This is a genomic window from Microcoleus sp. B3-D7 (assembly GCF_036705305.1).
Classification (GTDB): Bacteria; Cyanobacteriota; Cyanobacteriia; order Cyanobacteriales; family Microcoleaceae; genus Microcoleus.
On record NZ_JAUBUE010000040.1, the window covers coordinates 34,215 to 47,081 of the forward strand.

Here is a 12,867-nt window from a genome sequence, read left to right on the forward strand (position 1 = left end):
TTCTTCGGGTCTTCGCGGTTCCTGACAAAAAATCTCATTGCGCGTTTCCGACCCACCCGCCCTTAAACAACATTTCGGTTGTCAAAGTGTTAGTTCGGGAACCCCTTTGGTCAGATATTCCTCAACAATTCACGAGGATGTTCTGCCTACTATCTATCTTAATTCTTCCCACGAAATTAGCAAGTCAATTTTTGTAACAAGTAGCGAACCGGGTAGTTAAAATATTGAAATTAAATATATAGTAGATGTAGTGGTCGAAGAAGAAAAGATCGATCGCTAACAAAAAATTGAGGTGAAAGCAAGCTATGTTTGCAGAATGGCACAGCTTTACTGAAGGCAACTGGACAAACGAAGTCAACGTTAGAGACTTCATCCAAAAGAATTACACCCCCTATGAAGGGAATGCAGAATTTCTCACAGCACCAACCGAAAAAACCCAGCAGCTTTGGCAAAAAGTTCTGGAATTAATGAAGCAAGAGCGCGAAAAAGGTGTATTGGATGTTGATACAAAAGTTCCCACATCTATCACGGCTCATGCAGCAGGATACATCGATCGCGACTTAGAACAAATAGTAGGTTTGCAAACAGATCGACCTTTGAAACGCGCGATTATGCCCTTTGGCGGAATTCGCGTGGTCAAAGCCGGTTTAGAAGCTTACGGCTATCAACTGGATCGGCAAACAGAAGAAATATTTACTAAATATCGCAAAACTCATAACGATGGTGTATTTGATGTCTACACGCGCTCGATGCGTCTGGCGAGACGTTCTGGTATCATCACAGGTTTGCCCGATGCCTACGGACGCGGGCGCATCATCGGTGACTATCGGCGCGTTGCTTTGTACGGTGTCGATCGCCTGATTGATGATAAAAAAACACAGCAAGAATCGCTCGAACTAGACGCAATGGACGAGGCAACAATTCGTTTGCGCGAAGAGTTATCCGAGCAAATTCGGGCCTTGTTTGAGTTAAAAGAAATGGCTGCTAGCTACGGCTTTGATATTGGCCGTCCGGCGGCAAACGCACGAGAAGCTGTCCAATGGGTGTATTTTGGCTACTTGGGAGCAGTGAAAGAACAAAATGGGGCAGCGATGTCTCTCGGCCGCGTATCGACGTTCTTAGACATTTATTTCGAGCGCGATTTGCAAAGTGGCGCGAGTTCCGAACAAGAATTGCAAGAACTGATCGACCATTTTGTAATGAAACTCCGCATGGTGCGGTTTTTGCGAACTCCAGACTATAACGATCTGTTTTCTGGCGATCCAACTTGGGTAACAGAGGCGATCGGCGGTATAAGCACTGACGGTAGAACATTGGTAACTCGTAACAGTTTCCGATTCTTGCACACTCTCTCCAACCTCGGTACTGCACCCGAACCAAATCTCACCGTGTTGTGGTCGGAAAACTTGCCGGAAAACTTCAAACTCTTCTGTGCGAAGGTATCCAGCGAGACGAGTTCGATTCAGTACGAAAACGACGACTTGATGCGTCCTCAATACGGCGATGATTACGCGATCGCCTGTTGTGTTTCTGCCATGCGAATTGGCAAGCAAATGCAGTTTTTCGGCGCGCGAGTTAACTTGGCTAAGACTTTGCTCTATGCGATTAACGGCGGTAAAGATGAGAAGTCCGGCGACCAAATCGCGCCGCAGTTCCCAGCGATTACTACCGAATATCTCGATTATGACGAGGTAATATCCCGGTTCAAGGAAATGATGGCGTGGTTGGCAAAAACGTATATCAATACGCTGAATGTCATTCACTACATGCACGATAAATACTGCTACGAACGCCTGGAAATGGCATTGCACGATCGCGATGTTTACCGGACAATGGCCTGCGGAATTGCCGGATTGTCTGTGGTGGCGGACTCGCTCTCGGCGATTAAACACGCTAAAGTTAAGGTGCTTCGCAACGAGCAAGGTTTGGCAGTAGATTACTCGATCGAAGGAGAATATCCCAAATACGGCAATAATGACGATCGCGTTGACAGTCTAGCCATCGAACTTGTGCAAAGGTTCATGAACGAAATTCGCCAGCACAAAACCTACCGCGGCGCTGTAGCGACTCAATCGGTACTCACGATTACTTCTAACGTAGTGTACGGCAAAAAAACTGGTAGCACTCCCGACGGACGTAAAGCAGGCGAACCCTTTGCTCCCGGTGCTAACCCGATGCACGGCCGAGATTCCTGTGGGGCGATCGCATCCTTATCTTCTGTAGCAAAACTGCCTTACAGCGATTGTCAAGATGGCATATCGAATACTTTTTCGATTCTACCGCAGGCCTTGGGCAGAATGGAGGACGATCGGACTAACAACCTAGTTAGTCTTATAGACGGTTACTTCCACGATGGCGGCCATCACATTAATGTTAACGCGCTCGATCGGCAAACATTACTAGATGCGATGGAACATCCAGAAAACTATCCCCAGCTAACAATTCGCGTCTCCGGTTATGCGGTTAATTTCATCAAGCTTACCCGCGAACAGCAATTAGATGTGATTAAACGCACATTCCACGAACGGGTATAGCTTCGACTTCGCTCAGCTACCAACCTAAACGCTGTCTGAGCAAAGCCCAAACTCAAACTTCGACTTCGCTCCGTTAACGATTTAACCGCTGGCTGAGCGGAATCGAAGCCCAAACTAAAACTTTAACTTGACGGCTGACTGAGCGGAGTTGAAGCCAAGCAAAATTCAAAACCAAATCAATGTCTGGAATTGGTCGCATTCATTCAATCGAAACATTTGGTACCGTAGACGGCCCCGGAATCCGGTTTATCGTCTTCACCCAAGGCTGTCCGTTACGCTGTCTTTACTGTCACAATCCCGACTGCCACAATTCCCACGATGGTAAAGAAGTAACCGTTGATTATTTAATCGATCAAATTACAAAATGTAAATCATACCTGCGGAAAGGAGGCGTTACAGTCAGCGGCGGCGAACCGTTGATGCAGCCGGATTTTGTCAGAGAAATCTTTAGTCGCTGTCATCAAATGGGATTGCATACAGCCCTTGACACATCAGGATTCTGTCTTTTAGAAGTTGCTAAACCGGTTCTGGAAATGACCGATCTGGTTTTATTGGACATCAAATCCTACATTCCCGAACTGTATTACAAAGTCACCAACGTTTCGATCGAGCCAACTTTAGCAATGGCAAAATATCTCAGCGAAATTGGCAAACCGACGTGGATTCGCTTCGTTCTAGTTCCTCACCTCACAGATGCCATCGAAAACGTAGAAAAACTAGCGGATTTTATTGCCAATCTGAACAATGTGGAAAAAGTCGAAGTATTACCATTTCATAAAATGGGAGAATACAAATGGGAACAATTAAAACTGGATTACGAACTCAAGGATACACCTCCAGCTTCACCGCAACTCGTGCAACAAACTGTTGAAATTTTTCACAGTCGGGGGGTAAATGCGATCGGAGCTAGCGGTATATAATAATTAAAAGACCGCGTTCACAACTCACCAACAATCTTGAAATTATCTGCGTCGATCAGCAGGTTCCCTACAATCAAAGATTGAGGCAATAATTTTCCCGAAATAAACATTAGGAAAAACAACATGAAAGTTACCAATGTAGATGAATTAGAAGCGCTCATTCAAAAAGTGAAAGCAGCCCAAGCTGAATTTGCCACCTACACTCAAGAACAGGTCGATCGCATATTCAAGCAAGCAGCTTTAGCCGCTAATGCCGCCCGCATTCCCTTAGCCAAGGCAGCAGTCAAAGAATCGGGAATGGGAGTCATCGAAGATAAGGCAATCAAAAATCATTTTGCCTCGGAAATGATTTACAACAAATATAAAAACGACAAGACTTGCGGTATCATCGAGTCCGATCGGCATTTTGGCTACGAACGCATTGCCGAACCCGTGGGAGTGCTGGCGGGAATCGTTCCTGTAACTAACCCGACTTCCACCACCATCTTCAAGTCTTTAATCGTGCTCAAGACGAGAAATGGCATTATATTTTCGCCCCATCCCCGCGCAAAATCCTGCACGGCTGCGGCGGCAAAAATCATCCTCGATGCTGCTGTAGCGGCGGGAGCACCACCGGATATTATTGGGTGGATTGATGAGCCAACTGTGCCGCTTTCCCAAGCTTTGATGCAGCACCCCGATATCAAACTAATTTTGGCAACTGGCGGGCCGGGAATGGTAAAAGCTGCCTACTCTTCAGGGCATCCGTCCCTCGGTGTCGGCGCAGGAAATACTCCCGCCATCATCGATGAAACCGCCCACATCCAAATGGCTGTCAGCTCAATTTTGCTCAGCAAAACTTTCGACAACGGCACGATTTGTGCTTCGGAACAATCGGTGGTTGTTGTGGATGAGGTGTACGATGCAGTGCAACTGGAATTTATCAAGCGCGGAGCTTATTTCCTGAATGCTGAAGAACGGGAAAAAGTGCGGCAGGTAATATTAATTGATGGTCGATTGAATCCCGAAATTGTCGGACAATCGGTGCAAAAAGTGGCCCAGATTGCGGGTTTTTTAGTGCCGTCAAACATCAGGGTTTTGATTGGAGAAGTGGATGGGGTCGGTAAAGAAGAACCCTTTGCTTGTGAAAAACTTTCGCCGATTCTCGCAATGTACCGCGCCAAGGACTTTACTGAAGCAGTAGACAAAGCTGAAGCGCTGATAATTTTTGGCGGACACGGACATACTTCTGTACTCTACACCGCCCCCCACAATCAGAAGCACATTCGTTATTTTGAAAGTAAACTAGAGACTTCGCGGGTGCTGATTAATACGCCTTCTTCTCAAGGTGCGATCGGCGATTTGTACAATTTCCGCCTCGATCCCTCCCTTACCCTCGGTTGCGGTAGCTGGGGCGATAATTCGATTTCTGTCAATGTGACACCCCATCACCTGCTTAATATCAAAACCGTAGCAGAACGCCGCGAGAATATGCTCTGGTTCCGCATTCCTCCCAAGATTTATTTTAAGTCGGGTTGTCTTCCTGTAGCTTTGAGGGATCTTGCAGGTAAGAAACGTGCTTTGATCGTGACGGATAAACCTTTGTTTGAATTGGGATTGACTAAGGAAGTCACAGATAGTTTGGAAGAAATCGGCATCGATCACTACACATTTTACGATGTAGAACCCGATCCTTCGCTGGCTACTGTTCGCAAAGGTTTAGAAATCTGCAATAGTTTCCATCCAGATGTGATTATTGCCTTTGGTGGTGGCTCGCCGATGGATGCTGCTAAAGTAATGTGGCTGATGTACGAGCATCCAGAAATTGAGTTTGAAGGATTGGCGATGCGGTTTATGGATATTCGCAAGCGGGTATACGAACTGCCGCCTTTGGGATCGAAGGCAATTATGGTGGCAATTCCCACTACTTCGGGAACGGGTTCGGAAGTCACGCCTTTTGCGGTTGTTACGGATGAACGATCGGGGATTAAGTATCCGCTTGCAGATTATGCTCTGACTCCGAGTATGGCGATCGTCGATCCAGAACTTACGCTGAATATGCCCCGGAAACTGACTGCTTACGGCGGCATTGATGCGCTAACTCACGCTTTAGAAGCTTATGTTTCGGTGTTGGCTTCTGAGTATACAAATGGTTTGGCTTTAGAAGCGATTCGTTTGCTGTTTAAATACCTGCCCAGCGCTTACAAAAATGGTGCTAACGATCCGAAAGCGCGGGAGAAAGTACATTATGCTGCTACGATGGCCGGGATGGCATTTGCCAACTCTTTTCTGGGGGTTTGTCACTCAGTAGCTCACCAATTAGGTGCAACTTGCCACGTTCCTCACGGTTTAGCGAATGCGCTGATGATTTCCCATGTAATTCGCTACAATGCAACGGATGTTCCGTTCAAACAAGCGATTTTTTCTCAAAACAAGTATCCTAACAGCAAGTGGCGTTATGCTCGAATTGCGGACTATCTGAATTTGGGCGGCGATACAGAAGATGAAAAAGTTGAGAAGTTGATCGCAGCGGTGGAAGCTCTGAAGCGTGAGGTAGATCTTCCTAGCACGATTCAGGAGGCTCTTGCCAGTCAGGGAATGAGTGATGATTTCTTTTTTGCTCGCGTGGAGGAAATGGCCGATCGCGCTTTTGACGATCAGTGTACCGGAGCTAACCCCCGCTATCCGCTGATTGAAGATTTAAAGCAACTTCTGCTGCAAGCGTATTCTGGCGGAGACACTTCTGAACTCAATCGAGTCTTAACCTTGGTGTAATTGGCGCGGTGCAATAGATTTCTCCAGAAAAGCCTGTCAATGGGGGACAGGATGCCTAACCTCTACTCCCCACAGTTTCTGGAGAAATCTAACGCAGGGCCTGGCTGTGAAAATAAACCCCGAAGCGGATTAAAATACCAAGTAGGGGTTGAAACATTTTGAAATTGTGTTATAATTTTAGAGGTAACTATTTTACGAATTTTGTAGTTTTAGTGGCTGTTCGCGCGATGACCTCTTCACCAACCATAGCACCCGTTCGATCGAGTCAAGTTACCCGCAAACCTTATCCCAACTATCGGGTAATAGTTCTTAACGACGATTTCAACACATTCCAGCACGTTGTGGAATGTTTGACGAAATACATTCCGGGGATGACGAGCGATCAAGCTTGGAAACTCGCCAACCAAATCCACCACGAAGGCCAGGCCACAGTCTGGGTTGGCCCGCAAGAGCAAGCAGAACTTTATCATATGCAATTGAGCCGTGCGGGGCTGACAATGGCTCCGCTAGAGTCAGCTTAACTTTTTTTAACTGACAGTTACAATACTTACTTTGAAACTTGCCAAAATGGCAACATCACTTCATCCTCTTGATTTAGATTATGGGTAAACAAGCCTAATCTTTTACTCAAGTAGGATAATTTTATGAATCATCCTTTTGATCTAGATATTGCTGATCTCGAAGCAATTGATTTGGATTTTGAAGAGACGCTAACTGATGAACAGGCCACCCGCATCGGAGGTGGATTAAGGGCTACCACTCTAGCTCTAGGTGAAGAAGGTGGTGGTGGGATACAGTGTATCTCAGCTCCCTGTCCGGGAAGTGAAGGAGGAGGAGGATTTCCTCCCAAGCCTATTCCCATTGACCCTCCAATGACCACTCTGGCTATAGGTGAAGAGGGTGGAGGACCTTACACAAAAGCTTGGTTTGAAGGCGGTGGAGGACCTCTTGATTGGTAATCTCATTCGTGCAGACAATGGTAGAGATTCTGCCTAATTCCTGAACTATTCCGCTTGTTTCTGTAATAAGACTTTCAAAGATTCAGCCTCATTCGTGTGTGTTTTTTCAGTGTTTTTTTCAATAAAAAAAAGTTGCAACACTCTCAAAACAAGTGATGCGACTTTTCATATTTGTACTTGATTGTAGCCTATTTTTTATTTTCAAAATTCCCATGAACATTTTAATTCTGGGTAACGATTCAGATGCTCATGCTGCTCATATAAAAGATGCTCTCACCCAAGCCGGTGCAGAAGTAGATTATTTAGATACCTATCAGTTTCCAAGACAGTTACGTCTGTCTTGGCAACCTGATACCCTGGTAGGGTGCTTGACGCTACCCGGAGGTCGCCAGTTGAATTTTCAAGATATTCACAGTGTATTTTGGCGCAATTTTTCCGGTGTTGGCGTTGCACCTTTAAAAGATGCAAATCAACAGCAAGTTGCATTGAACGATTCCATGAGTACAGTGCGATCGCTAATGCAAGCTTGTCCGGCTCGCTGGATTAATTCCTGGCAGGCATACCAATTTCATAAAGAAAAGCCCCTACAACTGAGTCTGGCAAAGCAAATAGGAGTGACAATTCCTGCAACTTTAATCAGTAACAATCCAGACCAAGTTAGGGAGTTTTTCCAATCTCATAAAAAAGTAATTTTTAAGCCCGTTTATGGTGGCGCTCATACCAAGTTGGTGACAGAGGCACATTTAGAACCTAATCGGCTGGACTTGGCTTTGAGTATTTCTCCAATCACAATACAAGAGTATATTCCTGGGACAAACATTCGCAGTTATGTGATTGGTGAATCAGTTTATTCGGCAGAAATTCGCAGTCAAGCTTTGGACTTTCGGGAAGATTTAGAGTCCGAGTTAATTCCGATAGATTTGCCAGACTCTGTTCACCAACAATGTTTAGCAATCTTAAAGGCATTTATGCTCGATTGGACTGCTATTGATTGGCGTCTCAAGCCAACGGGCGAGTATGTATTTTTAGAGGCAAATCCTAGTCCGATGTTCAGACATTTTGAGCGTCAGACTGGTTTTCGTATTACACAAAAATTAGTCAATCTGTTAATGTATTAACTGGGATTTAAGAGGCGATCGTAATTTTGCCAATCATCCCCGCTTCCGTATGTCCGGCTACCGTACATCGCAGGTTGTAGGTTCCTGATTTCATTGGCACAAACACCCATTCTGCCATAGCGCCCGGTTTAAGTTCCAATTCGTGAATCGCTCCTTTAATTTCCACTTTCCCAGCTTCAACTTTTTGAGTCCAACTCGCATCAGCAAAGTTTTTAGCAGTAAAATAATGTTTCTGCGAACTGGGATTTTTTAGCAGTAATTTATAGCGCTTGCCCGATTCAAATTCTAGCAAATTGGGAAAGAATTTGAGTTCCCCAGCTTCGTTACCTAAATTAATAGTAATTTCGGTGACAGGTTGCCGAGACAAATCACCTGCCGCACTAGCAATTGCCGCCGGCATCAAAATTGTACTAAAACATAAAATTAGCCCCAAAATCACCTTGAAAGTTTTTTCTAACCGCTGGCTGGGGTAGAATTTGGCTAATTGCCAACCGAGTAAATGGAGCATGGCTGTTCTCACTACTATTAACTGACTAATCACTAATGACTAATGGTTTAATTCGATCGCCAAACTTCATCCCAAGGCCCGCCCCCAACTTCCAAACCCGATAAAGAACTTTGAGCCTCTAAGATAATTCTAGAACGCTGCTTGCCATTTTTTTCGACATTCCCCCCCAACAACTCTCGCAGTTGCAAGCGCAATTCGCCGTGCGTCGTATCCCGGCAGCAAAAAGCCATGCCTTTTTCTGTAGGAGCTCGCAGATAAGTACCAGAACTGTTTGTAGTGCCAATTAACTCTATTTCAAACTGACTGTTTCTAGCCTGCATTTTCCAGCTTCCCCAAGGCTCAATAGTCCAACTAACTTGCGAATTCCAAGGCACAAATTCGTAAAATTTTCCTCGGTAATGCAGACAAATCATTGCTACCGATTCCATCCACCACAGCACGCCCCGCTTCCCGCCGCCAGCAGTTAAAGCTAAATCCTTTTCCCCTTGAAAACAATTGCAATTAATCCAAAACCACTTTTGGGGAAAAGCACCGCCCCAGTTTTTTTCGCTGTAAGCAGGAGCATCTTTAAATTCGTAGCGTTGGTCATTCCAATCGATCCAGCCCGTGGCTAAACCGTGAGCCATTAAAATTTGCCATCCAGGCTCAAATACGGGCAGAAAAGATAGCATTCCGGCTGTAGATCTCTGGATTTCCTCTGAGTTTCCCCAGCCATAAATAGGTTGAATTTCGTACTGCCAAAAACAGTGGCTGCCACTTCCCGGATCGTGCAGATAACCTTGATTCAAAGTAGCAGTAGCTTGATAGCCTTCTTCGACGCGGCTGTCGAATACTTGCGGCTCTAAATATTCGGGTTTAATTTGTAAATCTGTTTTGCCCCAATGTCCGAAAGCCAAGCCTTCTCGGTGCGCCCAAAACTTATTTACATCGGGGAAGGTGCGACACAAATAGCTATCTTTCGGGCCGAGAATTTGAGCTGCACCGCCACTGTAAGGTAGACCGCCTCTGGGGTCTTCGATGGAATACATGAATGCAAAGGATTGTCCGTGAATCGGTAAGGTTATTCGGTAGTACCAGCCTTCAAAAAAGCGCCGGGAACTACCGTCCCAGTGGTAGCCACTGTGGGGAGTTTCAATAGTTTTGAGTTTTGAGAGTGAATTTGACATAAAATTACCAATAGCAAGATTTTAAAAGTTGTAAATTGTGAGTTTAGGGGAGAGAAGCAGGAGGCAGAAGGGAAAATGCACTAATTACCCATTACCAATTACCCATATGATAGGTTATTAATTATGTCTTTAGCACTTTGGCGATCGCCCTTAGCTCGCGCGCTCCACCGCAACCGCAGTCTTGCTTTTGCTCGCTACTTGCAACTAGCGACTGTTCGGGCTACCGGGCGTCCGGCCAACCGCACTGTGGTGTTTAGAGGCTTTTTAGCAGATACTAATCAGTTAAAGTTTATTACAGATATTCGCAGTCAAAAGGCAGAGGAGATTAACCTCTATCCTTGGGGGGAAATTTGCTGGTATTTCCCGAAAACTCGCGAACAATTTCGGATTGCTGGAAAGCTAGTTTTGGTAGGGGCAGATTATCCAGAGGCAGAGTTTTGTTTATCCCGGCGCACAACTTGGCAGGAGCTTTCTGAGGCGGCTAGAGCACAGTTTGCTTGGCCACATCCGGGGGATGACAAAGCCGAGGCTAGTGCTTTTGATTCTGCTTCCCCAAATGCGATCGACCCGCTGCCTAATTTTTGCTTGCTGTTGTTGGAACCGGAAACGGTGGATTTTTTGGAGTTGCGGGGAGAACCGCAGAACCGGTCGCTTTATCGGCGCGACGGGGAGGGAAATTGGTCTGTGCGATCGGTTAATCCTTGAAAAAGAAGTCAGTAGTCAGTAGTCAGTAGTCATTAGTTATTGGTTATTAGTTATTAGTTATTGGTTATTAGTTATTAGTTATTGGTTATTGGTTATTTGTTGTCAGTTCCAATGCCCAATGCCCAATGCCCAATGCCCAATGCCCAATGCCCAATGCCCTGCGCGGGCCTTCTTCCCAATGCCCAATGCCCAATGCCCAATGCCCAATGCCCAATTCAAATTTTAGATGCCGCTGCCGTCGAAAAATTCTTGAATGGCTTTATCTTTTAACTTGCAGCTAGGGGTTGCAGCTAGTTGGGTTTTTTCGGCTAAGGCTACATTGCTGGCTTGGTTTAAAGCTTCTGATACTGAGTGGAAATTGTGGGAATTGGGAACAGAAGTTAAGGAGACAGATGCTTGAGGAAGCAAACTTTTTACTTGCTGTTCGAGGGACTCGATACGATCGAGCAAAGAGCGAATTACCACAGCTTCCGAATCCGGCAAACTGCCGTGTTCTAGGGGATTGACGCGCACTCCCGATCGATAGACGATGCGGCCGGGAATCCCTACCACTGTACAGTCAGATGGTACGTCCCGGAGCACGACGGAACCGGCGCCGATGCGGACGTTATTGCCAATTTGCAGATTGCCGAGTACCTTGGCGCCGGCACCTACAACTACGTTTTCGCCGACGGTAGGGTGACGTTTGCCGCTTTGTTTGCCAGTACCGCCAAGAGTGACACCTTGGTAAATTAGGGCAAAATCGCCGATAATCGCTGTTTCGCCGATCACAACCCCCATACCGTGGTCGATGAATACGCTTTTGCCGATGGTTGCCCCTGGGTGGATTTCAATTCCGGTCAAAAAGCGAGCAATGTGGGAAATCAAGCGGGGGATGAAGGGAAGCCCCAACACATAAAGCCAGTGTGCGAGGCGGTGCAGCACTAGGGCCTGAAGACCGGGGTAGCAAAACAAAACTTCCAGCCAGTTGCGAGCGGCAGGGTCGCGATCGAAAATTATACTGAAGTCAGCTCTAAGAGTCTTTAGCACTTTCGGAGTTACCTATTTTGGTTAAACACGCCACTTTCGATTTTACATTTTACTGGATGGGGGAAGTGAGCGGTTGATCGGGAGGGGGGAGAGTGGGGTAGAATTTGACGACATTTTATTGTGGTTAGGCCACAGCGTCGCTGCGTTCTATTCCTGTACTGAGATTGTATAGTTAGACTTGACTCCGGGTTCGACAGTACCTACCCAAATCCTGTAAGAGCCTGCTTGCCAGTCAGAATCAAGTATGCCAGCATCTTTATTCTGACCTATATCGTCTCCGCAGCGCACCGCATTACCGGGGCCTTGTACGAGTAAGGTTGTGTCCTTGCCTCCGCTGTTGACTTGGAGTGTGAGTTTTGAAAATTTTTGTTGCAAGACTATGATGTGGTCTGGAGTTGGGGTGGCAAAACCCAAACATTTGTTTTTGTGGCGATCGGCGTTGGCTATGACAGATAGAGAGTACGATCCGCCTGTGGAACCTCTCAAAACTGCTGTTGGGGCTGCAAAACCTCGCGATAAAGTTAAAGTGCCGAAATTGGCTGTTTCTGCTAAAACTGGTAGGGCGGCGATCGCGGCGATCGCCGCCAAGAGCGCACCGTTTTTGAAATTGGCTCGCTGATTAAACAACATGGCAATACTCCTCGGTCACAACTTAAAATCACAACTCAGAATTTACCCATCGCAGTCCCTCGAATACAAACTCTGGAGGAAGAATAATTTTTAAATTAGTTCAAAACCTCCTGGCTTCTCTTCCTTATGTCTATCAGGACAATCCCTGTACGATCGCGCTCGCTTGTGCCACTCGGATTTCTGCCACAGGCGCTCGACTCATATCCGAAATGGTACGGTGTCAAGATGATAAATTTGATACTCCTAGCCTTGCTGTTGGCGATCGGTTCCCTATTGACACAGGCCTTGGTATTGTTACCTATAGGTCTATCTGGCTGGCTCCACATCCCTAATTGGGTGAGCCTGGCCTTGATTTTTCTGGCTATTTCTTGGTGCTTGGGGGATTAGTCAACAGTCAGCAGTCATGAGTGAGGAGTTATTAGTTATTAGTCAAAAGTTAATTCTCAATAATGCCGCTTCCCCCAATGGTCAAGGCCCGATCGGCCCCGGTTTGATGATGTATACTTCACAATTGACAATCAGGAATCTAAAATCTAGGATTTGA

General features: G+C 46.2%; 11 protein-coding genes. 7 read left to right on the forward strand and 4 right to left on the reverse strand.

From position 1 onward, the window contains the following. The first annotated feature begins 305 nt into the window (after positions 1-305). The 6 genes from pflB (at position 306) to QUB25_RS22685 (ending at position 8,285) form a co-directional block, all read left to right on the forward strand. Positions 306-2,534 (forward strand): formate C-acetyltransferase, encoded by a 2,229-nt coding sequence (pflB, locus tag QUB25_RS22660; protein WP_333186322.1) that lies wholly within the window; start codon positions 306-308, stop codon positions 2,532-2,534. 179 nt (positions 2,535-2,713) lie between these two features. Beyond that, entirely contained in the window at positions 2,714-3,454 is a 741-nt protein-coding gene (gene pflA, locus QUB25_RS22665) for a pyruvate formate-lyase-activating protein (RefSeq protein ID WP_333186325.1), read from the forward strand. A 123-nt stretch (positions 3,455-3,577) separates the two neighbouring features. After that, positions 3,578-6,208, forward strand: a complete 2,631-nt coding sequence (adhE, locus tag QUB25_RS22670; protein ID WP_333186327.1) for a bifunctional acetaldehyde-CoA/alcohol dehydrogenase — start codon at positions 3,578-3,580, stop codon at positions 6,206-6,208. A gap of 227 nt (positions 6,209-6,435) precedes the next feature. Beyond that, positions 6,436-6,729 (forward strand): ATP-dependent Clp protease adapter ClpS, encoded by a 294-nt coding sequence (gene clpS, locus QUB25_RS22675; RefSeq protein ID WP_190743461.1) that lies wholly within the window; start codon positions 6,436-6,438, stop codon positions 6,727-6,729. Positions 6,730-6,852: 123 nt separating this feature from the next. Further along, positions 6,853-7,167 carry a hypothetical protein gene (locus QUB25_RS22680; protein WP_333186328.1) on the forward strand — a complete coding sequence of 105 codons (315 nt, stop codon included), beginning with the start codon at positions 6,853-6,855 and terminating at the stop codon, positions 7,165-7,167. A 212-nt stretch (positions 7,168-7,379) separates the two neighbouring features. Then, entirely contained in the window at positions 7,380-8,285 is a 906-nt protein-coding gene (locus QUB25_RS22685; protein ID WP_333186332.1) for an MvdC/MvdD family ATP grasp protein, read from the forward strand. Between the two features lie 7 nt (positions 8,286-8,292). Here the strand turns inward: QUB25_RS22685 and QUB25_RS22690 are convergent, their stop codons facing one another. Then, a complete protein-coding gene (locus tag QUB25_RS22690; protein ID WP_333186334.1) occupies positions 8,293-8,793 on the reverse strand; it encodes a plastocyanin/azurin family copper-binding protein in 501 nt (166 codons plus the stop codon). Positions 8,794-8,840: 47 nt separating this feature from the next. After that, positions 8,841-9,959 (reverse strand): tocopherol cyclase family protein, encoded by a 1,119-nt coding sequence (locus QUB25_RS22695; protein ID WP_333186336.1) that lies wholly within the window; start codon positions 9,957-9,959, stop codon positions 8,841-8,843. Between the two features lie 123 nt (positions 9,960-10,082). On the opposite strand from QUB25_RS22695, the gene QUB25_RS22700 reads away from it, so the two are divergent. Further along, complete coding sequence (locus tag QUB25_RS22700; RefSeq protein ID WP_333035995.1) at positions 10,083-10,664, forward strand: Npun_F5749 family FMN-dependent PPOX-type flavoprotein; 582 nt, start codon at positions 10,083-10,085, stop codon at positions 10,662-10,664. Positions 10,665-10,886: 222 nt separating this feature from the next. Here QUB25_RS22700 and cysE read toward each other — a convergent pair whose 3' ends face one another. Both cysE and QUB25_RS22710 read right to left on the reverse strand, forming a co-directional pair. Further along, positions 10,887-11,693: a serine O-acetyltransferase gene (gene cysE / locus QUB25_RS22705; protein ID WP_333186340.1), complete on the reverse strand. Its 807-nt coding sequence runs from the start codon at positions 11,691-11,693 to the stop codon at positions 10,887-10,889. A 147-nt stretch (positions 11,694-11,840) separates the two neighbouring features. Beyond that, positions 11,841-12,323, reverse strand: coding sequence for a hypothetical protein (locus tag QUB25_RS22710; RefSeq protein WP_333035992.1), 483 nt, complete (start codon positions 12,321-12,323; stop codon positions 11,841-11,843). Between the last annotated feature and the right edge of the window lie 544 nt (positions 12,324-12,867).

What these genes read in the sequence shown, in the direction of transcription:
- pflB (WP_333186322.1), top strand. Translation starts at nt 306, where the DNA reads ATGTTTGCAGAATGGCACAGCTTTACTGAAGGCAACTGGACAAACGAA.
- pflA (WP_333186325.1), top strand. Translation starts at nt 2,714, where the DNA reads ATGTCTGGAATTGGTCGCATTCATTCAATCGAAACATTTGGTACCGTA.
- adhE (WP_333186327.1), top strand. Translation starts at nt 3,578, where the DNA reads ATGAAAGTTACCAATGTAGATGAATTAGAAGCGCTCATTCAAAAAGTG.
- clpS (WP_190743461.1), top strand. Translation starts at nt 6,436, where the DNA reads ATGACCTCTTCACCAACCATAGCACCCGTTCGATCGAGTCAAGTTACC.
- QUB25_RS22680 (WP_333186328.1), top strand. Translation starts at nt 6,853, where the DNA reads ATGAATCATCCTTTTGATCTAGATATTGCTGATCTCGAAGCAATTGAT.
- QUB25_RS22685 (WP_333186332.1), top strand. Translation starts at nt 7,380, where the DNA reads ATGAACATTTTAATTCTGGGTAACGATTCAGATGCTCATGCTGCTCAT.
- QUB25_RS22690 (WP_333186334.1), bottom strand. Translation starts at nt 8,793, where the DNA reads ATGCTCCATTTACTCGGTTGGCAATTAGCCAAATTCTACCCCAGCCAG.
- QUB25_RS22695 (WP_333186336.1), bottom strand. Translation starts at nt 9,959, where the DNA reads ATGTCAAATTCACTCTCAAAACTCAAAACTATTGAAACTCCCCACAGT.
- QUB25_RS22700 (WP_333035995.1), top strand. Translation starts at nt 10,083, where the DNA reads ATGTCTTTAGCACTTTGGCGATCGCCCTTAGCTCGCGCGCTCCACCGC.
- QUB25_RS22710 (WP_333035992.1), bottom strand. Translation starts at nt 12,323, where the DNA reads ATGTTGTTTAATCAGCGAGCCAATTTCAAAAACGGTGCGCTCTTGGCG.